Below are 25,374 nucleotides of genomic sequence, written 5' to 3'. Positions count from 1 at the left end.
GTTTCAAATAGCCCACCACCTTTGTGGGAATACAATAATGTGGGAAAACATAAAAGTGGTTATAGTTATGAGTTTCTTCCCTTTTGATGACTTATGTTTGAGATAGATAACGTACCTTATCTTTCACAAATAGGGTATGATCGTGAAAAAATAAAAATGAGACCCTATGAATTTATTGGACGAGCAAAATTCGAAAAATCAAAAGTTTGTGATAGATAAGATTTTTCATCCCCTAGATGTTCATTTTGATACCAATTCACTTTCAGTATGGCTGTCTTATTATTATTCAGTGCATGTGAAGGGTGCTCCTGAAAAAACGGAACAGGCAAAAAAGAAAGACTTGGCCAAATTCGCCCAATTTTTTCAAATGGAAGTAGGGCATGACTTAGTAGATAGTTGGACTCCAGCAGTCAGTAAACAGTTTCAAAAAAATTTAATCAGAACAATTTCGGAGAAAACGGGGAAGCCATATAAAGCAACGTCCATTAATCGCACCATGGCAACGATTCGTCATGTTGGTCGTTGGCTCCACCAGCAACGTCCTTTATTAGCAGGCGATCCTCTTGCCCAAGTAAAAGATTTACAAACGGATGCTCCCGATTGGAACGGGTTAACCCCAAGACAATTAATGCGCTTAAAGTCTGCCTGTGAGCAACGCATTAAAAGCTGCACTCGTAAAAATCAAAACCCGCTAATGGAAACGGCACTATTTTATTTGTTGTTGGGTACTGGGCTTCGGGAATCCGAAGTGGTTTCTTTAAATGTAAGCCAATACCGACAAAAAGGATTATGTGAAGTACTACGCCATAAATCAAAACGCATTAGTCAGAAAATTCCATTACCACTAGAGGCTAGGGGGTATTTGGAGCAGTATTTAGAACAAAGAATCACCCAAGAAGATGAGCCATTATTTGTTACACGTTATGGGACGCGTTTACAAACCCTAGATGTTTATCGGATATGCCAACGAGTCTTAAAACAAGCATTGGCTTTTTTGCCTGAACACGAGAAATTTGAATTTACACCCCATAAACTGCGGCATACATTTTTAAAAAAAGTGACTGATAAGCACGGGGTGCATTTTGCTCAGGAGCTCAGTGGAAATGTTTCGATCAAAGAAATTTTCCGCTATGCCAAGCCCAGTCAAGAAGAGATGCAGTCGACCATAGAAGAGTTATTTGAGAGTTAGGAAACTGAGATGATATATCAATAGGTTTGGGGCTATGTGGTTTGGTTCTATCAAATGAAACAATCAGCAGCTTTTGACGTGGTCAAGCAAATTGCGACACACCATTTAAGCAACCATTTTTAATAATCTGACTTCCTTTTCAAATTGATTAGGGCTTTTGTAATTAATAGTTGAATGAAGCCGAAAATCATTATAAAAAACTGTGATGTAATTTAGAACATCCCGATGTGCTTCAGAACGTGTCTGATAATGTTTCCATTGAACCCGTTCTTGTTTCAAGCTACCAAAAAAGCTTTCTGCTACAGCATTATCCCAACAATCACCTTTTCTGCTCATGCTGCCAATGCACTTCCAGTCGTTGAGTAATTTACGGTACTCGCTGCTGGCATATTGAGAGCCTCTATCTGAATGTACAATTAAGCCAGGCTTTGGTTTACGTTGCCATAAAGCCATTTTCAAGGCATCGCAAACTAAATCTGCCTTCATCCTTGAACTCATACTCCAACCAACAACCTTCCTGGAAAACAAATCAATAACCACTGCCAGATATAGCCAACCCTCTTGAGTTAACAGGTATGTAATATCTGAAACATAGGCTCGGTCTGAGGCACCGGGTGAAAAATCCCGATTCAACACATTTTCAAAGACCGGCTTTTTATGCCTGCTGTTCGTGGTGACTTTGTATTTTTTTCTATACCGAACAATAACACCGGCCTCCTTCATCAGACTTTGAGTTTTTCGCCTGCCAACTGGATACCCCAAGGCATTTAGTGCTTTCCTCATGCGCCTGCTTCCAAATGTATAAGTGCTTTTTTCCGCAATCTCTTTCACAAAATTTATTATTTCCTCATGTGCTGTGTTCCATGGCTTATCACGTCGATTGAATTTGCCGCCGCCTTTTTTAAAATTTCTTTTTCCATCTTCAGGCGTCGATTTTCTTCTCTTAATTGCCGAAGCTCTAGCTGTTCAGCCGTTAACTTTCCATTACCCCTGAACGCATGATCCTTTTCAGCTTCTTCCTCTTTTATCCAGCGACTAAGCATATTGGGATTAATTGACAAACTGCGAGCTACCTCAGCTCGACTGTAGCCTTGATCTTTTACAAGGCTTATCGCATCAAGTTTAAATTCTTGGGAAAATTTTCTTCTAATGACCATCTTTTTACTCCAGTTAAGGTTTAGTATCTCTTAACTGGTGTGTCCGAATCCATTAAACCACGTCATTTTGATAGCTAAAAAGCGAAGGTACTTCGATATCACAGCAGGCATCACAAGGGTGTACCCTATTGATGGTCATCTAAACTAGAAAAATTGAAAATGTAATGCATTTGTTATACAATTAAAGTGTAGGCACTATTGGAGTAACTAAGATGAGTAAGGCGGCAACAATTAATGCTCGTATTGAGCCTGCTCTTAAAATGCGGGCCGAGGCGATTTTGCATAAGGTGGGTTTATCTACAGCTGAGGCAATTCGACTGTTCTATAGCCAGGTCTGTCTTCAAAATGGCCTGCCATTTGAGGTAAAAATACCGAACAAAGAAACACGGGATGCCATGGCAGAACTGGAATCAGGTAAGGGCGAGCGATTTAAAACAATGAAGGATGTATGGGATTCTGTAGATAATGCTTGAATTAGAATTGGCAACACAATTTAAGCGTGATTTGAAAAAGATTACCAAACAAGGAAAAAGCAGGAAGCTTCTGGACTCCATTGTTGAGCAATTGCAAAAGGAGGAGCCTTTAGATCTGAAACATAAGGATCATAGTCTTAGCGGAAATTGGGGTGGTTATCGTGAATGCCATCTTACCCCCGATTGGTTATTAATTTATAAGATCATTAAAGATGATCGCATCCAATTGCTACGATTATCGCGAACAGGCTCTCACAGCGATTTGTTTGGATAAGCCCTAATTGTGTCGCGACCTGTCGCAAATAAATAATAAAATCGTTACCACCCAGTGTGATGTAACCATAATTCAGAAATAATTTGTCGAGCGTCCTGATTTAAAACAGATAGCGCTTGCACAAAATTGGGTGCTTGGGTTTTCTCAAGAAGTTTTTGACCATCTTCTGGATTAAAAAAAGAATACATCATTGCTAATAAAACTTGTTTTCCATGACTGTAGCCACCCATAGCACTTTGAATAAAAGTGTAATTAGGTTCTAATTGCCATTTTTTCTGTGCAGCATCAAGAGATGATGCCTTTATATTAAAAAATTCAACACAAAAGACCTGATGTTAAGATCTATTTGTTTCTCAAGCCCATTTTTTGGCCTTATTTTTTTGTGACCGAAAAAAGCCCAACGGAACGCTTGTCAGAACTGTTTTTTAAACATTATGGCGATGAGGGGCATACTTATTTTGGTAATCAGGGGCTTAAAAACTTTTTAAACGACTTGTTCAAAGGAAAAAGTCGCTATAAAGAGTGTCAGATAAAATCACTTTGTTGGTCTATTGATAAAAACTCTCAAGATTGGATGGATTATAAGAAATTTTTTAATGAAGATAATCTTTATGCGCATATTATCCATACAAAGAAACAGGACAAATATCTTTTGAGAGTAACCTGGGAAAAAGAGAGCACTTCACGCCCAGCTGCTTCTGTAAGCCGATTTGAGTTAGATCAATGTGAAAGGCTCAGCGAGCCTGAATTTAGGCCCTTGGGGAGTAATGGAACGGCCAACCGACTTAAGGAATGGCTCCCTCCAATGCACTTGCTAAAATTTGCTCATCATAATTGTGTAAAATGGAAATATGACCTTCGTCTTCTAAAAACACATAATTAGCTTGAGGTACATGTTGCGCATAGATTTCTGCGTGCTTTACTGGTGCCTGCAAATCTTTACCTCCTTGCCATACAACAAATGGACATCGAATTGCGTTTAAATCAAATCCAAGTGTTTTTGTAAGTAATTTGAAATCATCTATTACTCCGGAAGCATTTTGCCGAAACGCCTCTTTTAATGATAAAACCATTAATTCTTTATAGTGAGTGTTTTCAAATATTTTTGCATCAACTTCCGGTAATTGTTTAAGCATTGATTTTAAACGATTAGGGTTTTCCAATGCTTTGCAAGACATTTTCATCATTAGTTTCAATAGAATAGGACAATACCGAATCATCCAATTCATTTGCTTTTGAGATTTAGATAAGCTGGTTATTGCTTCTGGGTAAGTTAATGGCGCCATGCCTGAGACAATGACTGCTTTATGAAGTTTTTCTGGAAGGCGATAAGCACAAGCAGCTACATAGGGTGCGCCACCAGAATGACCCACAATAGAAAATTTTTTTAAATTTAATGAGGTAGCAAATTCAGATATGTCATTTGGCCAATCTAGTATGATTCGATTTTTTTGATGTGAAGATAGTCCCATTCCAGGTCTATCCAGCCCGATTAATCTCACCTGTAGTTTAAGAGCAGCAGCATGTAATTTCTCTGCTTCAAAGCGGCTACCAGGTAAGCCATGAAAAAATAATATGGGGAACCCATTGCTAAAACCGTATTCTGTATATCCAAGGCTTCTCCCATCTTTCAGCGTAATATAAGTACTTAAATTGGTTTTCATAAAAAACTCCAAAATCAAAAATATTGCCTACTAAATATATAAATAGGCAGCCAAATTTAAGTTAAATTATGTTTTGCATACACTTTCATAGCAGCAACAATGTACTCGGCCAAATCTGGATGAAAGCGATTATAGAAATCACGAAAATCAGGATGGTCCAAATACATTTGTCCGAGTCCTAAATAGGTTTCCTGATTAGGTGTCCAAAAATTATTAACCCAATCGTAGTGCTTTTGAATAAGTTCCTGAACTTTATCGGAGTCTACTTCTTGACCTTGTTTGAGCACTTCCACAAGTGCTACATGCAGTTTTTCACCCGCGTCTTTAAATTGCTCCCAATCAGGTTTTTTCCAATGGGCAACACGTTGCCAACTATCATCAATTTGCTGTTGAGAAATAACTCCTGTGTCCAGCATGTATTTTTCATGTTCTTGTTGTTTAATTGGGTCAAAACCCTCAAACATTTCCTCAATACACATTTTATTTTGTCCTCTTAAGTGTGAAATAGTTTTATCAATCGTCTGAATGAGTGTTTGTGTTCGCTCAACATTAGATTGCAAGGAGGATTTGTGTTGTTGTAATGAATTTATTTTATCGAAGTCATTACAATGCAAAATCCGCTTAATATCATTAAGAGGAAACTCAAGTTCACGAAAAAACAAGATTTGCTGAAGCAAAAGTAGTTGTTCTTCTTTATAATAACGATATTGGTTATCACCATAAAATGCTGGCTTTAATAAACCAATCTCATCATAAAAGCGCAAAGTGCGGGTACTCACACCAGACAGTTTAGCCAATTGTTTAATCGTGTACCTCATGTTGTACTCCTCTTAATCACCAGATACACGATAAGGGTTGACGTTGCGGTAAGGTCAAGCATTTGTTTATTAATCTTGTAAACGATATATCGTAGCTTTGTGGACGTTAAATGTTTTGGCAATTTCACTTACGGATTTATTTTCCTCCAACAATCGTCTGGCTAATAATTTTTGTTCTTCATTCATTTTTTTAGGACGGCCAAATCGAATTCCACGTTGTTTGGCAGCCAACCGTCCCGCAGTAGTACGCTCACGAATTAAATCACGTTCAAATTCAGCAATGCCAGCAAATACGGTCATGATCATTTTACCGGCATGAGAAGTTGTATCTGCCCATGGTTCTGAAAGTGAGCAAAATGAGGCTTCAGCAATTCTTATTCGTTCTACAAATTCTAATAGGTGGTGGGTAGAACGAGCTAATCTATCTAATTTCCACACAACCACTATGTCATTAGGACGAAGTTGATCCAATAAACGTTCCAATTCAGGGCGGTCTTTTTTTGCCCCTGAAATTTTTTCTTGGTAAATACGACTACATCCAGCTTCTTTTAGAGCAGCTAATTGCAGTTCCAAGTTTTGATCAGTGGTTGAAACGCGTGCATATCCTATTTTCATAACAAATTCCAAAATGTTGTTGCAAATTATATCGCAAAACAATAGACTTTTGCATCTGATTTTTGCGACAAATTTAAGCTAATAAATTTGATGATATGAGATTTGTTGCAAAACTTAGAAGTTTTGCAACAGATTTATAATGAGATGTTATGCCAGTCGATTTTCTTTCTCCTACTCATCGTGAAAACTATGGCAGGTACCCTAATGACTTAACACCAGAGTTTATCGCTAATTATTTTTTTCTGGATGATCAAGACAGGGAATGGATAAAAAGTAAACGAGGTCAGTTTAGCAGATTGGGGTATGCACTTCAGTTAACTACGGCTAGATTTATTGGCACTTTTTACAGTGATTTGACTGAAATTCCTTATAAAATCATTGAGCGAATAGCCATCCAAATTAATGTGGATGATATTCAGAGCTCTCTTGATCGTTACCAACAAAGTGAGCAACGATGGCGCCATACTGCTGAAATAAGGATACGCTATGGATTTAAAGAATTTCATGACAAAGGTATTCGTTTTAAGCTAGGTCGGTGGCTGTATGCTTTATTTTGGACTGGAACAGATAGGCCAGGATTATTATTTGAGCAAACAGTGTTATGGCTTATAAACAATAAAGTTTTATTGCCAGGAATAACAACAGTAGAACGTTTTATTGCTGAAGTTCGTAGTAGAATGGATACGCGCTTATGGCGATCGTTGATTAAAAATTTAACTAATGACCAGACAGAGAAACTTAATAATTTACTATTGGTGGAAGAGAAGCAGCGCCAATCATTGCTTGATATTCTTCGCAAAGGCCCTGTGAGGGCAAGTAGTAAGACGTTGGTTAAAGCGCTAAAGCGTATTGAAATGGCGCGCGAACTAAGCATCGAATTACCTAAACGGTTACCTGAGGGGAGAGTATCTGTTCTTTGTCGCTTTGCTAATACTGCAAAGACAACAGCTATAAGCCGTCTTTCTTATGAAAGAAAAATGGCAACTTTAGTCGCTTTTGCTCATCATTTTGAAGCTACAGCACAAGATGATGCTCTTGATATATTATCTATTGTATTAAGTGAACTATTTTCAAAAGCAAAGCGCACTAATCATAAAAAAAGGTTACGAACAATTAAGGATTTAGACTCTGCTGCAGCTACATTGATTAATGCCTGCAAAGTTGTCTTAGATAACAATCTTACTGATCAAGAGGTACGTAGTAAAATCTTCAATACCGTGGGATATGAGGAATTAATAATCGCGGTTAGCGAAGCAAATGCGCTAATTCAGCCGCCGGATGATGTATTTTATCGCGAACTTGAGGATAAAGAACAAACCATTAAAAACTTTTTGCCTGCTCTTCTTCGTGTTATTCACTTTGACGGCAATGAAGCAGGAAAACCCATCATCGAGGCTCTTAATTGGTTAAAGAATAAATCGAAAAAAGAAGCGCCACTGGCTTTAGTCAATAAAACATGGAAACGATATGTTCTGGATAAAGAAAATCAATTCAACAAAACCGCCTATATTTTTTGTATTCTTGATAAATTACAAGGAGCATTGAAACGTCGCGATCTCTTTGTAAGTCCAAGTTGGCGTTATTCTGATCCTAGAGCCAATCTTCATGGAGGAAAGGAGTGGGAAGCGATACGTCCCGTGATTTGTCGTTCCTTGAACTTAACAAATGAACCTCATGGTTATTTACAGGAGTTTGTTAATGAATTAGATGAAACATATAAATTGGTAGCTAAAAATTTTGATAATAACCCTTTTATAAGATTCGATCTGATTAAAGGCAATGAGGAGCTTATCCTAACCCAATTAGACAAGTTAGATGAACCTGAATCTCTAAAGCTGTTGCGCAGCGAAATTAAATCCAGACTTCCCCGTGTAGATTTACCTGAAGTATTGCTGGAAATTGCTAAGCGAACTAACTTTATTTCGGCCTTTACTCATATTAATGAAGGGAATGCTCGGGCTGTTGATTTAGAAATTAGTATTTGTGCTGTTTTGCTTGCCCAAGCTTGCAATACTGGTCTTGAACCTTTTGTTAGAGAAGACATACCGGCATTAAAAAGAGATCGCCTGATATGGGTTGATCAAAATTACATTCGCGATGAGACAATAACGGCATCTAACGCAATATTAGTTGCAGCACAAAACCAGAGTAAATTAGCGAAAAAATGGGGTGGTGGAGATATAGCCTCTGCTGATGGGATGCGTTTTGTTGTACCGGTCCGCTCTTTGCATGCAGCTCCAAACCCAAAGTACTTTAATCAAGGGCGCGGAGTAACCTGGTATAATTTACTTTCAAATCAAAGAACGGGCTTGAATGATGTTACGGTGCCTGGAACTTTGCGAGACAGTTTGATTCTATTAGGAGTAGTGCTAGAACAACAAACAGAGTTAAAACCTACTCGTATCATGACAGATACAGGTGCTTACAGTGATATTGTATTTGGCTTATTTCGTCTCTTAGGGTATCGTTTTAGCCCGCGATTAGCTGATTTGGGAGATGCTCGTTTTTGGCGGGTTGATCCACTCGCCGATTATGGCAAACTCAATATTCTTGCAAAACATCGTGCAAATCTTGAGCGTATTATTCCTCATTGGGATGATGTGCTGCGTTTGGTTGGATCTTTAAAACTTGGCCGGGTACCTGCAACAGGGATTATGAGAACTCTTCAAGTGGGTGATAAACCCACAAGATTAGCACAGGCGATTGCTGAAATTGGACGCATAGATAAGACTATTCATATGCTTAACTATATTCATGATGAATCGTGTCGTCGTAGTACTTTATTGCAACTGAATTTGACCGAGGGACGACATAGCTTGGCACGCTCTGTTTTTCACGGAAAAAGAGGAGAACTTCACCAACGCTATCGTGAAGGACAAGAGGATCAATTAGGGGCACTAGGACTGGTGCTTAATGTTTTGGTTCATTGGAACACTATTTATATGGATGCAGCGTTAGATCAGCTAAAGAACGATAACTTCCCCGTTAATGAAGAAGATGAAGTGCGACTATCACCATTTGCAAAAGCACATTTTAATATGCTTGGTCGATATTCATTCTCAATGCCTGATGAAGTAAAAGATGGAAAATTAAGGTCACTAAGAGATCCTAATAACCCTTAAGTCGGTTGGCCGTTCCATTACTCCCCAAGGGCCATTTAAAACAAGAATGAAACAAATTAACGCTACTGTGGCTAACAGGTTATGCTATGATATTAAACAAAAAGCTGAGTAACGTTCATGATGAATGCGCTTTGGGGTGATAAGAGACTACAATTTGTTCCATGCTATGCCAGCTAAGGGCGCGTATTTTGTTGAGCAATAGCTCCCGATTGAATTCGTTGTCTAAAAGCGGTTTTACCCACAATAAAAATAGCTCGTTATCGTTTAAACACCGTTCTAAAATCGGTAAGCGTTCCTCAATTAATACATCAATAGCACAAGCTACTAACCATTTTGCAGGTTGTGATTCACCGCTGGCCATTCCTTCGATGGCTTTGGGCGAGTAACTTTTATCTTTATCAAATAGGGCTAAGGCTTTCTTATGTAGTTTTTCAGATTTATTATGAACTGCCAAAAGCTCAGAAAATACAGCCTGAACAGGTGAGGTGAGATCGAGTTTTTTATAGGTAGCCAGTCCGATTTTATCCAATAAGGTTAATGCCTCTTGTTTTTTTCCATCGTCCAGTTGTACTGTCGCCATCTTCATCTGTTGAATGATGCCAGTAAGGGCTGCCTCAAAAAAATTATATTTAATGTTCTGGTGGTTAAAAAGGGAGCTAAGTTCATGCAAGGTTGCTACAAAATCGATGGGTAAGCGAAATCGAAAATCCATCAATTTATTACTGGCCTCACTCCCTAATAGGGTATTTATTGCTTCAATGTTTTGAATAAACAAAGCCAGTTCAGTGGCCTGCTCTTCGGTGAGCAGGCTCCATCCATCAAACGATGAAGGATTGTCCGCATGAAAATAGCCATAGTTAGTTTTTAGATCGGGTGATTTCACATAAATACGTGTTGGCCTTCGTAAATTTTGCTTCATTTCAAAGCGGAGCACTTTTTTCATCAGATTAATTCCAAGTTATTGATTGCTTGATTATGGAATAGCATCCCAATAAAAGTCAATATAAAACAACTTTTAAATAGTTGTTTTATATTGACTTAATCTCGGATTTTTGTAATAATAATCATGTTCATTAAGAACATCAGAAATCAAAATTAGGATCTAATATGACTACAATAATTACTGCACAATCAGTTAGCGACAATCAACGCCTTTCCTTCTTACCTAAGCATTTTGGCTCAATGATGATAAGAGCCGAACAATCCATTTATAAAACATTAAGAACGCTGTGCTCCTCTTATGACGGAGGCTACTGGCATTTTTACGAATTGAGTAATTGTGGCTTCTACTTAGCTCCTGACTTAGATGAGCAACTTCCCATCTATGTGGAAGGTAATGGCTACGATGGGCAAGTGAGCTCAGATGCTGCTGGAATCATTACAACCCTGTGTGTCCTTAATCAATTTTGTTGGATGACTAAATCGGATAAAACAATCCATCAGTACTATTTATTACGGGATTACATCGAATACCACAAGGAAGCAGCGGACATTTACGCAGCGATTGATTAATCACATTAAAAAGAGGTCGTAAATTTAAATTGCGGCCTCTAAAAAGTGGAAAAAAAAATCAAGATTAATGTTGGATAAAGGAAAAATGATGAAATTAAGATTATACCACGGACGCAATAATCCAGAACAAGAAATGAATGACTGGGGTTTTGAAGGCGCAATACTTAACGGAGTTGATGGGATTATATGGACTTATGGGGTGCCAAGAGTCTTCTTTGTTAATGATAACGCTTTAAAGACGGCGAAGGATTTAACGGGGTGGGATGAGATTTCTGTGTTGCTTCCACTCTTTGTCTTTTGCGAAAATCATAACAGATGATTCTTCAAAGAAATGACTAATATCATCGATCCCAGCCCATGAGCAGTACGCCTTTATTTCCGAGTAGATATCTTTGGTTATTTCGATTTTAATTTTTTCTTTTTCAGGTGTTACTTTCGCACTGATTAAAGCCATAATAAGTCCTCAATTAAAATTTATAAAATAGCGTTAATAGCGATTATTGAATGGATCATAACTGCTATTGTATGTTGAATTACGATGATAATCATTATTCCAATAATTGTCTCTATCAGATGCACTTGTTCCAATAGAATTTCCCATGCTATCTAAAGCACCAATCATTGGCAGTCCCGTTGCAGGATTGTATTGTGTTTGATTTGATTCAATATCGAAATTTTGTTTATTGTTTTTTGCGTTTCTTGAGTTGGTAATAATGATAGCTAAAAACACAACAATTATTAAGATTGGAAGCATGATCATTTAAAACTCCTTTTTAAAGTATTAAGTCAGATGGTAGAGAACATCACCAATCGAGTCAAATCACAAACGCGCAATTGAACTGCGCTCAACAAGAAATCAAACAAAAACCATAAAAAAATCATAAAAAAATCATGGCAAATAAAAACACAAAAATAGTAACTTCTAAAAACAAGCACACACCACGCAATATAAATATTGCATTTTATTTCAGATAAGTTATTGATAATTAAGTAATATTTATTATAAATTTTGTTTTTAATTTTTTGAAAAAAATCTATCTCATAGATTGTAATCTTTTGTAAACAATTTATAATCTATTGAAATTAAATAAATTAATTTAAATTTGATTACAATTGCACACTTTTTTATAAAACTCTCCAAATTAATTATTGAGTTCAACTTACTGTGGGTAATGTAAAAAATCGTCAAGGAAATAAAAATGACCAGCTTATCCGTGCGACTATCTGAGGAAGAAATAGCGTATTTAGAGGCTATTTCAAAGAATAAAAAATTATTTAGATATAGCTCACGTCGCTCACCAGGTAGAGCATTAAAAGCATTAATAAAGTGGTGCGCTGAAAACAAAATTGATATTAGTGAGAATTTTGAAAAACCGGCAAATTCTTCCAAAAAATTATTGGAACAATTGCATGTCACAATGCCGCATATTCTTTATTTATTAAGGATGCATATTCTTATGGATAGTGGCAAAATTTCAAACGAAGAAATTACCAGCGCAAAGCGGCAAGCCATTGATTATATCAATACCGTTTGTGGTGAATTCCAACTCCATAAATATACTGAAATCGAAGCAATTCCGAATAGCATAGGCATGAAACAACTTCCTATTGAAACAGCAAATTCTGGTTGGCAAGATTCGAAGTAATATATTAATAGGTTATCGCTCAAGAACCAATTCTTTTGGTGAAGAAGTTATTCTATGAGCCTGAGTTGGCATTATATTATTAGTCAATGGATCACTAATTTTTTTATCTTTTAATAGGGCTTGCTCTTTAGGAAACAGGCCCGAAGTATCGCCTGTAAACTGACTAAATTTTTCGTAATTTTTTAATAATTCATGTCCACTTATTGTTTTATTGATAAGGCTTCTAACACCTAAAATGCCCCTGCTTTTCAAGGTATCGTTGAAATCTGTGCCAGATTTGTCGGGAAGGACTATTGAGATCTTTTTCCCTGCTTGCTCCAAGCGTTCTACCGCCTTTCTGATAAGGTTGTCTGAAAATGTTTTTTCTCCATCATTGTCAAGGCATAAAACCACATGATTTCCTAATTGCTTTAGATTGACATTAGCAAAATTACTTTTACTTAAGAGTGCAAGAACATTAGCATTTTTATCACTTTCAAGAATCGATAGACCTGTTTCGACTCCTTCCGTAAGAAAGGTAACATCTGTATTGCCGTGTTTATTTAATTCAATCCCGATACCATTAATGGAGCCATAGGTCTGTTTGGCAATGTTTGACTGTTTGTCTTTGTCTCCTGAAATAGGATCAAGTCTTATAACTTGGACATGATTAATTTTCCCCTCTTCATCCTTTGCCACACATAATAAAGCTGGAACATGTGTTTTGTCCTTATCATGCAAGGTTGAAATTCGTGGTAAAAATCGTAATGCTTCACTTTTATATTCTAAAATTCCGCGATTTTTAAGATATGCTTCAGCGAGTGTGCCATGAATGGGGCGACTCTGATTAAAAAGTTTTTCCGCATATTGTTTTTTGTTATTTGATTCTTTGTGTCGTATTTTCTGTATGGGATTAACCTGCCGGATTTGTACCTTATTGTCCTCGTAATTTAAGTAATCTTTAGCGTAGCCAACCGTATCCTTGAAATCAGAGAAACCCATTTGCATAGCAATTAATTGCAACGCATTGCCTTTTTCTCCTGTTTCAAAGTTATGCCATAAACCTTTTTGGAGATTTAAGCTTAAGCTTCCTTTGCTTCCATATCGAAGGTTATTTGATGAAGAAAGTTTTTGATTCGGCTCACCTAATAAATGATGAGCCAAGTTCTCAAATTGGGCTGTGAGTGCATCGCTGATTTTTTGTACGGTTTCCTGTCTCCTTTCAAAAGTGAGCTTCTTGTTATTATTTTTTGATGAAATTTCTTGGCTCTTATTTAGTTCAGATTTAATTTGAATCTCACCTGTTTTTTTCAACCCATTAACCAACCAAGCCGATGTTTTATCTCCCTCAAATTTCTTATACCGCTCAATCAGCGCTTGTTGATTTTCAGTATAAATGGTTACCTGAGCTCTTGGGCGAGTCACATCAATGATGTGCGCGCGATAGCTGGTGGCCTGGCGCCTTTTTGCAAGCTCAAGTGCAATGACAAAGGGAGATGTTTGTCCCTGCGCACCAAATGCCGTTGTTGAATAAGCATAATCCCAATGACGATGTTCTAACTGAGTTAAATCAATCACTAAAGAACCTTCTTCATTTTTTAGATGCGCTTTTTGATTAAATAGGGATTCAATGGTGTATTCTTTGTTGGCGATATGGCTAATATTTTTTTGCGACAATTTAAGCCTAATACGATCACCGGAAGCAAGATTGACTTGCTCTTCTTCATAAACTGTCATGCCCGACTTGATCGCTATTTTGGCAGGATTAATAGAGAATTTAATTTTGCCCTTTTCTAAACAGTGTAATAAATTTTTTTCTTTATCTAATCCTTCAATCTTGAGATAACCTCCCTTCTCAGCAACAGAGTAATTTTTCTCAAAACGAATTATCTGTCCAGGTTTGAAGTGATTTACATCCAATAACTCTGCGTTCGTTAACGAAACATTTTTAAGTCGTATGCATGAGATCTCCTCTTTTGCAATTTGCCCTTGTTCTTTAAGTCCTTCACGAATAAGGCTATTAATGATTTTTCTATCTTCATGCGCATGCGCAATAACCAAAGTCTTTTCCTGATGTTCGGGGATACGAGATAAATAATCATTCGCTATTGCTCTGTAGATAGGCGTGTAATCTGTCTTTTTTTCTTTCTTATTAAAACAGCTGATTTCAGTTACAGAGGTTTTTGTTTCGTTTTCCAGAGGAGCACTTCGCTTAATGTAATCTTCGGGATTGATTTTATTCAACTGATTAAAAGAGTCGTCAATATTTTTGTTAATTGCATGCAATACTCCCTCTTTCAAAATAGGATTTGCGTTTTGTCTCATAATTTCGGACATTTTGGCTTGTTTTTGAGATGTAGTTTTTATGGTTAATTCATGAGGAATTCCCGCAGTTGGCGATTGTAATTGAGTAATATCTCCTGAAAATACAGCGCGTGCGTTAAAAGATTTTATTTTTTCTTGGATATTCAAATAATCTTCATTACCTATCATGGAGCATTCATCAATGATAAAAAGTGTTTTATCGTCAAACTTTTTATCTTCTACTAGAAATTGGGCAATCGTTTGGGCGTCAATTTTGTTAGCAATCAGCTCTTCCTTAGAAGTGTGCATGGGAGCTAACCCTACTACATGGTAACCGGATGCTTCTGCTTTTTGCTGCAAGACTTGCATCATGGTGGTTTTACCAACACCAGCAAGCCCTTGCACAGATACAAATCGATCTCTTGTACCAAGAACCAAAGAAACGGCACTTTTTTGCCCATGAGTGAGGTGCTCAGGGAATGTAATTTCTTTTTCCAAAATAGGAGAAAGGCAATTTTGTGCATTTTTATTGTTAGCAAGAATTTGTTGTTCAACTTTCAAAGCTTGTGGTGTTATCCAGTAGGTGTTTGCATGGATTAACTCTCCCCTCTCCTGTTTCTCGGAAAGTGCTTTTTCAATATCTGTAACAGATGCTTTACCCATTGCCGAAACTACCGCTTCTTTTAGTAAGTTATAATGGGAAATAGCCGCCTCTCTCTCACCCAATTTTGCTATAGCGAAATGTAATGCTTTGGAAATAACTGTTTCAGAGGAATCCAAGCCTGATTTTTTAAAAATTTCCTCCAATTGCTTAAGTGAATCCTTAATTGCTATAGGTGCAAAACTGCAATCTCGATAAATCATCGTTGCAGAATTCTCAATTGATTCTTTGATCGTGTACCGTAATTGTTCTTTAACCAGCGCCTCACGCGCTTTGTCTTTATCTTCAGTATAAAGGCGTACAGTCTTAGCAAATTCAGCAATTTCTCCAAGACAATTTTGATTGATTTGATAACTTTTCAGGGGAACTAGGGCATGATTAATGGGATTTTTAAGATGAGATGGCTTTTTTACATAATCATAATCAAGTTTCAGGGAAGTTAATTCTTCATTGGAGAAATAGAGACGTGATTTGCCGTTATGGCTTAACACCACACCGTCTGATTGAATATCAGTTACATAGAATTGCTGGCCTTTATTCATTTTAAACTGCCCTATCATAAAGTCCTGATGACTACAAAGAACATCCCCTGCTCCGATTTCAAGCGGCTTGGTTTTGGTAACCAAAGCATCATGAAGCATCGAAGGTGTTACGTTCTTTTGAATTCCGTTTTTATCTTGCGCCACAAGATGGTGTTCGTCTTTTGCGACAATTTTCAGGTTCTCTTGGTTTTTGGTAAATGGACTTAAAGTTATTTGATATCCAGGTTCGTAAAATTTGAGATGTTTTCTTTGAGCTTCACTTAAATACTCATTACCAAGCACCGTTATTTCACGCGTATGCCAGGAAATTTCCCCGTGGTTTTGCAAGTGAGCACGAATTGATTCAGTTAAATCTTTGTGATCTTTATTGGTTAACGCTATAACATGTGTTTGTTCGCGCTCCTCTTTTCCCATTTTGGCAAAGCATGCTGCAACATCTTCTTTTCCATGCTGGGTAGGATGAATTTCAATAAGATGCTCTGGTTTAGATTGTTGCGAAGTTTGACTTATAATTTGAGCTTCACGAAGTGCTGTGATGGGGTTGCCGGCATGAGATCCCGCACGTGATTGCTGATTATTTAAAAGAATAAGTTTGCTTTGATTTTTTTGCGCAAGCCTTTCTAAATCGGATAAATCATTATAAGAAAGTTTTTGTGCATCATGAATAATAAGGACATCATGTTGTGCCTTACCTTGTTTAATTTGCTGTTCATAATTGAATTTAAAACCAGAGACTGTATGTGCCACATTAGGTTTAAATAGATTAAAGAACCACTTTTTCCAGGTTGAACTATCGCGGTGAATAGTGTCATTAATTCGTGCTGCCTGAAATTTTCCCTGATTCAAAATAAAAGCACGAAAACCCTCTTCTTCAGTTGTTTGTACCAGTTCTTGAAGCAATTCCTTTTCTGAAGAGAGTCCTTGTATATCAATCAAATGCACCGCATCTTTAGAGCGCAAGATATTAGCACTCAAAGAAGCCCCTTCAACATCAATTGCAAAGCCTCTTTTCTTTGTTTCTCTAAACTGTGCAATGAATTGTTCCTCACGCTTAAGCATATTTTTAGAGGTATAAAATTGATGTTCAATCCCGAGGATTTCTTTGGTTTGTAATTTATTGGAAAGTTCTTGCTCCAATTCTTCATGTGACACCAAGCCCACCGCAAATTTAAAGGCTTCTTTGATGAGACTTGCATGTTTAATGTGGGTATTAAATTCAGATAAGTGATCGAGCGCATCATTTAATGCTTCTTTTGCATCAGCACTAATCACTAAATCCTCATTAATTTGCACGTCTCCGGCATCAATGGACTTTGATTGTGCGATTAATCGTTCAAAATCAATTCCATATTTCTCTGCCTCTTCACGCCAAAATTCTTTTAAGCTGGCGTTGTCCACCGTTTCTTTTTCTGATCTCAAGTCCAAATTGGCTTTTTCAGCCGCTTTAGCACTGGTTAAAGAAAGTTCTTGAAGCCGATTAAGGATTTGAACCCTTCGTTTGGAAGTGTGCTCCAAATAAGCTTTTGGCAAACCCTTAATTTCGAAATTGCCATATTCATCTTTAACCTCAATATCATATCCAAGCGCCCTTATCTCTTTTGCAAGCTCTGAAGTATATATAAGACCAAAGTAATGTTGATTTTTATAAAGCTGTTCCCGAAAGCCGTTATCATTATGCTCCTTGTCATTTTTGCTTTTTGAAGACAATGCTCGCCATTTTCCATCGGAACGTTCTGTCATGTTCAGAATTAGGCAGTGATTATGAAGTTGAGGATCGAGCTCTCTTGAACTTGTATGTTGAAACTGGGCAACAACTAAATTTTTAGTTTTTTCAAAACGAGTTTCTCCTTTTTCAGTAATGCGTGCTTCAGCAATTTGATCTTCGATGGCATCCAAAGTCTTGGATACTGCTTTTTCATGTGCTTTTATTAATCGCTCATCACCACCAACAAGGCTTAATAAGGAGACTGATTTTGGTGCAGATAAAGTCACGTCCGTGGCAGGCCTATGTTCAATTTCACCTTTTTCATTTTTGATACCTAATTGCTGTCCAGACGGTAATCTTCCTTGTAAAAGAGATAGAAAAGCTTCTCTTTCAATCATTCCTGACAAGCTAAGTGTGAATGCTCCCTTTCCATACCAGCTTGATGCCTTGTCCAAAGATTCAATGTCAGAAAGATAATAATTATCTTCCGCATTGTAATATTTAGCAGCACCTGATGCTGACTTAACAGGTTTAATCGACAACATAACTTCCCTTGCTCTTACTGATTAAAATCGTGTTTCTTCATACATCAAGGAGGCTTCTCTATTTTCAATTTGCTCTGAATTATTGGGAAATTTGTCTGAATACTTTTCCTCAGATTCCTCTTCTTCGATTGCAAAGGCCTCCTCTTCAAATGCTTGCATTTTTTTTATATCTTTATCAGTAAGCGGATTATTTTGAGCTTTGATTGCGATTTGATTAACTTTTTCCAAGGCATCAAAATCAATGCTTCGCTCAATTAAAGGTTCAATTTTCACCGGCCTTTCAATGTAATCGCTTTTAATTTTGGCAATGGGATGGTTACCCGTTAATCTTACATAGCACTCCAAATCTTCCATGGTCATCACACTGCCCGCATCCACTGTTTTACGAACAATCTTTTGTGAGCCAATGGTATTGCCATCCCTGATGGAATTAGGTCCATAGGATTGCGACTCGCGAACCTCTTCAATCACTTGTTCCCCTAAATCATCGGAAACCCATTTCGCTACACGACTTTTAGGACTTCTGAAATAAAGACTGGTATTAAGTAAATCCACAATGGCATGAGCCTCGTGGCTTCCGTAGAGAAATTCAAGTTGTGAAATAGATTGAATGCCGACTGCAACACAGCCCCCAAATTTTCGAATATCAGCCAAAGTATCGGATAACATTTCCAAACGATGTAAACTCGCAAGCTCATCCATAATTAGCCAAATGCGTTTATTGGTGTTGGGCTTTAATGATTGGATTCCCAACATTGCAAGCCCTAACCACAGCGATATCAACGGCTTAATTTCTTTGTGGTATTTCGAACGAGAGGTTATAAATAACCATCCCTTTGGTTTATTTGAAGAATCATGAGCGTTTTTTATCCATTCTTTAATTGAAAAGCCTGAATCCTTATCTGGATTTAATCCTTCTAAAAAGCGCAAGGCTTTAGTGTAAGTAGCAAGTACGGATTTGATAGAAATCGCTGTTTTTTCAATTTCCTTACTGACTAAATTTTCAGATTCTGTGCCCTTTAGAATATCTCGCATCTCCTCAAGCGAAGTTGTCAATAACAGCTTCAATAATAAAATAGCGTCTTTATCATCTCTATTTCGAATTTTCCAAGCCATGGAAGTTAAAATTGTTCTTGCCGAATCAACCCAAAAGGGATCACTTCCCTGCACAGATTTGGGAATAAGATAAGCAGCAAGGCTGCCAAATTCCATTGGATTTTCACATTCCTTCCATAAATCCCAAGGAGCACAACGATTGGAAACAGGGTTAAGCTCTACATCCAGTTTTTCATCAAAGAAATAAGGTTTTATAGTGCATTCTTTATCATAAATGATCGCAGGATCACCAAGGCGTCTAATTTCATCAAGAAGCCTCATAATCGCTTGGGTTTTTCCAGAGCCAGTTGATCCGTGGAAAAAGAATCCCTGAAATTCCGAACGAGCAGGTATTGGTAGTACTGACAACATCCTGATATCAGAAACACCACGTGATGAATTCACCACTGACTTTTTTGTTTCTTTTAGCGAATGGCTTAGCCTAGTACCTGAAACAAATTTATCTTTACTATATTTCTCTCCTTTGCGAATAAACAAGCGCGTAAAGAGAATAATAATTCCTATATAAATAATCGTGCCGATGAAAAGAGACAATAGTGTATTACGTAAAAGAGAGGCTTTAGCATAATGAATAGCTGATTGAATGGTTTTGGCTTTAAGATAGTAGCTTGCATTTACTGTACTGCCATTAGTGCTAGTCCATACAACCTGGTCTTCATAGCCTGTTTTCACTAAAAAACGACTATACTCCTGCAATCCCAGTAACTTAATTTCTGTCCAAGATGTATATAAAACTAATAAAGTGACAAGGAGGATAAATCCAATAATAGCAAGATTTAAAATACGTCCTGAAACCTGGAACCATTGTTTCCAATTGTAATCAAATATTTGTCCACCACGGATAAACTGCAACGCCTTTTGTTTCATAATAGTGCCTCAGCCACTGATCTTATTTTTCGTGGCTTTGAATGCATGGCCCATAACATTCAATAACGGTGCAAGACCCACGCGTTCGAGATCAGTTGTCGCATAAAAAATCGTTCCGACAAAAGCAAATAACAAACCTACAAACTGAGAAAGCAAGGTGTAGATAATTTCATAGGCTGGATCGATTAATATTTCTTCTAACTCAACAAAATGCTCACAAATGGCAATACCAAAAAGAAAGATTCCGATATAAGTAAAAATGAAGCCATGGGCATATTGCTTTAGTTTTGTTTTAAAAAAAGGGGTTGTTTTTAATTCAGACGGCATCATGCGTAATAAAAGCAGTACACGATACACTGGAATAGCTACAAATAAGCCAATAAATAAACAACTACCCCCTGTCACAAGAATGATGTAAAACGTAAACGGGGCATGATACAAACCAACTGCCTTTAGAATGAGCTTACCTAATAGGCTTAAACTCAAAAAAATGAAGGACAGCGTGAAGCCAGTTGAAAAAATGCCATTAAAAAATTTTAACGGTGATGGTGTTTTAAAACGTACATTGGGTAGGTTTTTTAAATCATCTTCTATATCTTGTTGAACTGAAGTATTCATGTATCACTCCTTGTTTATAACATGGTTGTTATTTTTATAAAGTTCCTGGTTATCCTTAATCGGCTCACTAACTTTTTTCATGATATTTTCTGCATCCTCCTTCACACTCAATTCATGATTATCTCTTTGAAGTTTCTTGGCATCGGCCAAATGAGAAGAATTCATTTCCATTAATCCTTGTGCACTTGCTGCCCTCCCCACTTCGCTAGCATCACTCGCATATTGGTTTCTGACAGAATGTGCTGCTTGAATTTTTGAAGCCTCCGTATGGTGAGCGGTTAATAAATCTTGCTGTGATTGTGACAACGCCTGATGGACTTCAACAGAAAGAGCTTGTTGTCCCCTATTGGAATTTAGAAATTCATTTACCCATTTATCCTGCTGTTGAATACTCTGAGTATCCGTTTGTAGCATCACCTGTTCCCCTCTTGATCCATAATGAGAAATAACCCAATCGTGATAAGCTTGATTAAGGTTTTGATCAATATTCATTGCCTCTTCTTTTGCATGACTCGCTGCTTGTTGCAATTGGGCGCTGTGAGCATATTCGCTAGAGGATTGCTCAATTAGAGATTGCCCTTTAGCAAAATTTGCGGCTATTTGTTCAGATTTGCTCAAGTTATGAGTGTCTGTCGCATCCAGATGATTATTTTGTGCAGTGCTTACCATATGATTGAATGCTTCATTAAATGATTTGCCATAGCTTGAGTTATTAAATTTCTGAATACTATGGCTTGTAGAAACACCTGTACGTCCTGTCATAGAAACTTCACCTGAAGCACCGGATACCCATTCGACACCTTTACCTATTAATGATTTTGATGAATTGATTCTTCCAGTAATAGCCGCTTCTGCACTAATTTGTAGCGAGCCATCATGATGTTTATTGAATTGATGAATTGCATCTTGCATTTTCCGCAAATCACTACTGTAGCTATCTGTGCTGGTTATACTTTTTCCTTCTCCGCTGCGATAATCATTACTGTCATTTGTTGTAAAATTGGCAAGCTCACTTAACCCTGTTTGCAAATGTTTATCACCAGCGGTTCTTAAGCTAGAGGCATGATTAAATGACTCATTGGCACTTTGGTGAAGGGAGTCAATAACCCGTTCGGAGCCATGGACACTAACAGCCGCACTTGAAATTGCCGAAGAAACATTACCTATACGGCTACCATTTGCTACTTCAGACAGTAATGCCCCATTTTCTGTTTGAACTGTGGCACGACCTTCCATGTGCTGGTAATTGGTATCAAATTTATGAGCATTGGTGTTTTCATAATTCATATTCCAACCACTGTAGGAAGCCATTGAGACATTTCCCTGAGTGGCCGACTGAGCCTCACTAACGGAAAGAGATTGTGCCATCCCACCAAAATGTTGTGATGCGGTACTTAACACGGAAGGCAGTCCTTTAGTAATTTGATAGGCTAAAAAAGGAACGCTTGCAGCCAAGGCTCCTGCGGTATAAGCAAAGAAACTATGTAAATTGGCAATCGAATCAATGGTCGAAAAAGTGACGCCACCTGTTTTTTTTCCAAATAAAGTGATGGTTGACGATGCAGCTAAAGAGACAAAAAAGTGAATAATGATAAACATAGGTGGCCAAGACCACAAATACACTTGTGATTGTAAATAAATGACATAAACATTTTTCATCGTTGGAAACAAAGCAATTAAAACAACCAGGGGGAATATGCAAATCGTCAGCATCCACATTACCGTCATATAATAGGGCAACCTGAAGCTCGCTAACCAAAAACTATTTGCCTCGGCTACATGCATTTTTTGAAGACTAGTTGTATTAGTGAAATTCATTAATTCCGCATCAGCACCAGCAAAAGCAAAAGCATCCGCAGCAGCATTCCGTGTGGAGTTAATAAGTATATTTTGCGTTAAAATATCGGCAGCGTTTTTAGAGACTTTCATATAGTATTGGTGCGCCGCAGACAAACTATTGTTGAATTTATCCTTGTTTCCCCGTGCCATTAAGTAACTTAAATGTTGAAGCTCTTTATTGAGAGCTTTTGAAAATCTTGGTTTTAGAATACGAGCAGCATTAATACAGCTAACATTCTTACCACTATGTAACATCACGTGATAAATTGGGGATGGCTCTTTAAAATAAAGATTTATTAAATCAGAACTGTTCTTAAGCATATTAGGACTGATTTGTTGGCTGCCTAACAGTTTTGCAGAAAATACGCATTGCCTAATATAAGATGATAAGTCACGTGCCAACTCAGGTGACATTGAAAGCTCAGTACCAGTGGATGCAAGCCAGGTTCTGGCACCAAAAATCATGCCAGTTTTTGTGTAATCCAAATCATCAGGCATATGAAATGCAAAGCTGAAGGCTTTGGTAATTCCGTAGCCAATCCCGCTAATTAATGCAGCCGGAAGTGCCGTACCTAGCGGCACATTATCCACGGTTAACGCAGGCCCTGTCGAATCGGCTGTTTGCATATCCACAATGGCCACGTTGACCCGTAAGCCAATGAGACCATATAAAACAAAAAATGACAGTACAATAAAGCGAAACAAAGACTCGAGTTTTTTGCCACATATATATTGATAACTCACCATGCTTACAGCGAGAATCATCATTATATCCATAGCAGATTTAAAGGTCGCAGTCCCTACCAATGTCACCATAGCATCGAGTACGGTTTTTAAATACTCACCATTTTGCGGGGTATAAATCAGTAAAATACTCATTGATAATCTCCCTCATAAGCAAGTCTCAACATAGGCGTTAAAGCACTTAATGCTTGTCTAATGTTGTTACGAACGAGCTCATTGGTTTTTAATGCCGTATTAAACCGATCCCGACTTTCTGTATTAAAATGTTCAACAAATTGCTGAGCCAATTGCAAATTTTTTAATAAGCGCTCTTCATTGACAGCTCCAAGCTCTTTACCGGCAAGGGATGCTCGAATAACATCTAAGGAATTTGAAAGATATTGAGCAAGTAAATCTGTAGCAACACTTTGAGCGAGTTCAAAACTACCCTGAATCCCAATATTTTGCTGAGCATTAGCTGAAATAAGCTGAAATACTGCAGGCTGCGTCATTTCAATTAAACCTTTTTGCGCAGCTGTCAAAGGGGTTCCCGACTTAATATTGCTGTATATTCCATCAAGTAGCGCTTGCACTTGAGACACTAAGGCATGTTTTGTATCAATAGTCTGATTACCAGATGCATTAATAAGAAGACAGCGAGATTCTTTACCGCTATCCCTGCACTCATAACTAGGTAACTTGCCACCATATAATAAAGCTTTTACAAAATCCTGATTATTGGCAAGGGATGGATAGGTACGAATAGCTCCCTTTTCATTGAAAACTAATGTTCCTGAAATGGACATGTATACTTCTGCAAGCTTTGGATCACTTGCAAGAAAGGAATTAATCTGCAAGGCATCCCAAACAACATTAGTATTTACCAAAACACGGTCTTTGTATTCTGGGTTGCTTTTTGCTTTGCTTAATTGCTCATTCACTACACCACCGGTTGAACATTGTTGTCTAGCCATTGCCCAATCCGTAAATGCACCTGTATGAGCGCCTAGATCTTCGCAAATTTTTTGACTAGCTGCCCGATTTTTTGGCCAAAGAGCAGCTGATAAATTTTCACCCATTTCGCAGGAATTAAAATTATTACCATTAATGTCATTAGCTAATTTCTGCATGTATTGCATGGAATGGGCAATTTCAGGAAGCTCTGTTTCTAAGGCTAAATTTAATGCATAGCCTGCCCCACTCGATAAAATGGATTGCATAAATTTGACAATTTGATCTGCTTTAATAAAGGAAAAACCACCAGCAAAAATATCAATACCACCACAGCCTGAACGAAATCCAGGAACATCGACATGTGCTAACTGAATATTACGAACCTGATTTCTCGCATAAACTGAGCCAAGCGAGCCAAAACCTGCCGCTTGCGTTTCATAAGAATGACTCCCTGTCACATTGCCTTCAAATCCTAAATTATTAAAAAAGTGATTGAGATCAATGCTTGCATTTGCCCATACTGCATCAGATATTAGAAGACATAAAGAAAGCGCTATTACCCTAATCATTAAATTTCTCCTCAATATGCTGCATGAGTTCGTCAACTCGAAGGGCTAACTGATAAGGTTCTGCTTCGCCAAAAAGAGTCGCATAGGCCTCTAAGGTATGACGATTCACTAAAAAAAGAGCTGGTACTGCAGGTTTGTACCCACCGGATGCATATAAAGATTGAAATAACTGCGGCGTTAATGGTTTGGCCTCAAAGCCTGGAAGAGATTCACCATCCACGCTGTAGGATTGGGTTGAAATATGAAAGCTTCTCAAAAAATCTTTCAAGATGGGTGCGATTTTGTGACAATGAGGACAGTTAGAGCGATAGATAAATATAAAATAGTAATTATTCTGTAAGTCTTTTAATCTTTCGTTTTTAATTTGTCTTCCCATAATCTTCTGCTCTTTTTGAGCAAGAAGACCATTTAATTCGTCCAGCGCCACATTGGCATATGCGCTTTTGAAAGTAATCAGCAATATTAGCAATATAAAACGCATA

At 37.6% G+C, this 25,374-nt stretch carries 19 protein-coding genes and 1 pseudogene; 6 read left to right on the top strand and 14 right to left on the bottom strand.

The features are described from left to right. Positions 1 to 166 precede the first annotated feature (166 nt). Complete coding sequence (locus ELY11_RS07625) at positions 167 to 1,189, top strand: tyrosine-type recombinase/integrase (protein WP_127032933.1); 1,023 nt, start codon at positions 167 to 169, stop codon at positions 1,187 to 1,189. A gap of 105 nt (positions 1,190 to 1,294) precedes the next feature. Here ELY11_RS07625 and ELY11_RS07620 read toward each other — a convergent pair. Then, positions 1,295 to 2,346: pseudogene (locus ELY11_RS07620) on the bottom strand (IS3 family transposase). Positions 2,347 to 2,558: 212 nt separating this feature from the next. Between ELY11_RS07620 and ELY11_RS07615 the strand changes: the two are divergent. Continuing rightward, a complete protein-coding gene (locus ELY11_RS07615) occupies positions 2,559 to 2,819 on the top strand; it encodes a type II toxin-antitoxin system RelB/DinJ family antitoxin (protein WP_127032931.1) in 261 nt (86 codons plus the stop codon). Continuing rightward, positions 2,812 to 3,093: a type II toxin-antitoxin system RelE/ParE family toxin gene (locus ELY11_RS07610; protein WP_062723415.1), complete on the top strand. Its 282-nt coding sequence runs from the start codon at positions 2,812 to 2,814 to the stop codon at positions 3,091 to 3,093. The genes ELY11_RS07615 and ELY11_RS07610 overlap by 8 nt, the downstream gene beginning before the upstream one ends. 44 nt (positions 3,094 to 3,137) lie before the next feature. Here ELY11_RS07610 and ELY11_RS07605 read toward each other — a convergent pair whose 3' ends face one another. The 4 genes from ELY11_RS07605 to ELY11_RS07585 all read right to left on the bottom strand — a co-directional run bounded on the left by ELY11_RS07605 (position 3,138) and on the right by ELY11_RS07585 (position 6,190). Continuing rightward, positions 3,138 to 3,323, bottom strand: a complete 186-nt coding sequence (locus tag ELY11_RS07605) for a hypothetical protein (RefSeq protein ID WP_233579738.1) — start codon at positions 3,321 to 3,323, stop codon at positions 3,138 to 3,140. Between the two features lie 555 nt (positions 3,324 to 3,878). Next, positions 3,879 to 4,757 (bottom strand): alpha/beta fold hydrolase, encoded by an 879-nt coding sequence (locus ELY11_RS07595; RefSeq protein ID WP_127032929.1) that lies wholly within the window; start codon positions 4,755 to 4,757, stop codon positions 3,879 to 3,881. 56 nt (positions 4,758 to 4,813) lie between these two features. Beyond that, entirely contained in the window at positions 4,814 to 5,575 is a 762-nt protein-coding gene (locus ELY11_RS07590; RefSeq protein WP_127032927.1) for a MerR family transcriptional regulator, read from the bottom strand. 69 nt (positions 5,576 to 5,644) lie between these two features. Further along, positions 5,645 to 6,190, bottom strand: a complete 546-nt coding sequence (locus tag ELY11_RS07585; protein ID WP_127032925.1) for a recombinase family protein — start codon at positions 6,188 to 6,190, stop codon at positions 5,645 to 5,647. Positions 6,191 to 6,339: 149 nt separating this feature from the next. On the opposite strand from ELY11_RS07585, the gene ELY11_RS07580 reads away from it, so the two are divergent. Further along, entirely contained in the window at positions 6,340 to 9,312 is a 2,973-nt protein-coding gene (locus ELY11_RS07580) for a Tn3 family transposase (protein WP_127032923.1), read from the top strand. Positions 9,313 to 9,427: 115 nt separating this feature from the next. Here ELY11_RS07580 and ELY11_RS07575 read toward each other — a convergent pair whose 3' ends face one another. Next, positions 9,428 to 10,255 (bottom strand): hypothetical protein, encoded by an 828-nt coding sequence (locus ELY11_RS07575; protein WP_233579736.1) that lies wholly within the window; start codon positions 10,253 to 10,255, stop codon positions 9,428 to 9,430. 164 nt (positions 10,256 to 10,419) lie between these two features. Here ELY11_RS07575 and ELY11_RS07570 point away from each other — a divergent pair, with 164 nt between their 5' ends. Then, positions 10,420 to 10,824, top strand: coding sequence for an antirestriction protein (locus ELY11_RS07570; RefSeq protein WP_127032919.1), 405 nt, complete (start codon positions 10,420 to 10,422; stop codon positions 10,822 to 10,824). Between the two features lie 250 nt (positions 10,825 to 11,074). Here the strand turns inward: ELY11_RS07570 and ELY11_RS07560 are convergent, their stop codons facing one another. Both ELY11_RS07560 and ELY11_RS07555 read right to left on the bottom strand, forming a co-directional pair. After that, positions 11,075 to 11,278, bottom strand: coding sequence for a hypothetical protein (locus tag ELY11_RS07560; RefSeq protein ID WP_127032917.1), 204 nt, complete (start codon positions 11,276 to 11,278; stop codon positions 11,075 to 11,077). Positions 11,279 to 11,311: 33 nt separating this feature from the next. Beyond that, positions 11,312 to 11,584 carry a hypothetical protein gene (locus ELY11_RS07555; RefSeq protein WP_127032915.1) on the bottom strand — a complete coding sequence of 91 codons (273 nt, stop codon included), beginning with the start codon at positions 11,582 to 11,584 and terminating at the stop codon, positions 11,312 to 11,314. A gap of 439 nt (positions 11,585 to 12,023) precedes the next feature. On the opposite strand from ELY11_RS07555, the gene ELY11_RS07550 reads away from it, so the two are divergent. Continuing rightward, positions 12,024 to 12,470 carry a hypothetical protein gene (locus ELY11_RS07550; protein WP_127032913.1) on the top strand — a complete coding sequence of 149 codons (447 nt, stop codon included), beginning with the start codon at positions 12,024 to 12,026 and terminating at the stop codon, positions 12,468 to 12,470. Positions 12,471 to 12,482: 12 nt separating this feature from the next. Here ELY11_RS07550 and traI read toward each other — a convergent pair whose 3' ends face one another. Genes traI through trbB form a run of 6 tightly spaced genes read right to left on the bottom strand, consistent with a single transcriptional unit; the run spans position 12,483 to position 25,373 of the window. After that, positions 12,483 to 18,206: a conjugative transfer relaxase/helicase TraI gene (gene traI, locus ELY11_RS07545; protein WP_127032912.1), complete on the bottom strand. Its 5,724-nt coding sequence runs from the start codon at positions 18,204 to 18,206 to the stop codon at positions 12,483 to 12,485. A 21-nt stretch (positions 18,207 to 18,227) separates the two neighbouring features. Next, positions 18,228 to 20,189 carry a type IV conjugative transfer system coupling protein TraD gene (traD, locus tag ELY11_RS07540; RefSeq protein WP_127032910.1) on the bottom strand — a complete coding sequence of 654 codons (1,962 nt, stop codon included), beginning with the start codon at positions 20,187 to 20,189 and terminating at the stop codon, positions 18,228 to 18,230. A gap of 9 nt (positions 20,190 to 20,198) precedes the next feature. Beyond that, a complete protein-coding gene (locus tag ELY11_RS07535; protein ID WP_127032908.1) occupies positions 20,199 to 20,807 on the bottom strand; it encodes a hypothetical protein in 609 nt (202 codons plus the stop codon). A 3-nt stretch (positions 20,808 to 20,810) separates the two neighbouring features. Further along, on the bottom strand, positions 20,811 to 23,525 hold the full coding sequence (locus ELY11_RS07530) for a conjugal transfer protein TraG N-terminal domain-containing protein (protein ID WP_127032906.1): 2,715 nt from the start codon (positions 23,523 to 23,525) through the stop codon (positions 20,811 to 20,813). Continuing rightward, positions 23,522 to 24,892, bottom strand: a complete 1,371-nt coding sequence (locus ELY11_RS07525; RefSeq protein WP_127032904.1) for a conjugal transfer protein TraH — start codon at positions 24,890 to 24,892, stop codon at positions 23,522 to 23,524. The genes ELY11_RS07530 and ELY11_RS07525 overlap by 4 nt, the downstream gene beginning before the upstream one ends. Further along, positions 24,885 to 25,373 (bottom strand): type-F conjugative transfer system pilin assembly thiol-disulfide isomerase TrbB, encoded by a 489-nt coding sequence (gene trbB / locus ELY11_RS07520; RefSeq protein ID WP_233579734.1) that lies wholly within the window; start codon positions 25,371 to 25,373, stop codon positions 24,885 to 24,887. Before trbB ends, ELY11_RS07525 begins: the two co-directional genes overlap by 8 nt. Between the last annotated feature and the right edge of the window lies 1 nt (position 25,374).

This window comes from Legionella septentrionalis (assembly GCF_003989745.1).
GTDB lineage: Bacteria > Pseudomonadota > Gammaproteobacteria > Legionellales > Legionellaceae > Legionella_A > Legionella_A septentrionalis.
This window is presented reverse-complemented; position numbering and strand designations above follow the sequence as displayed.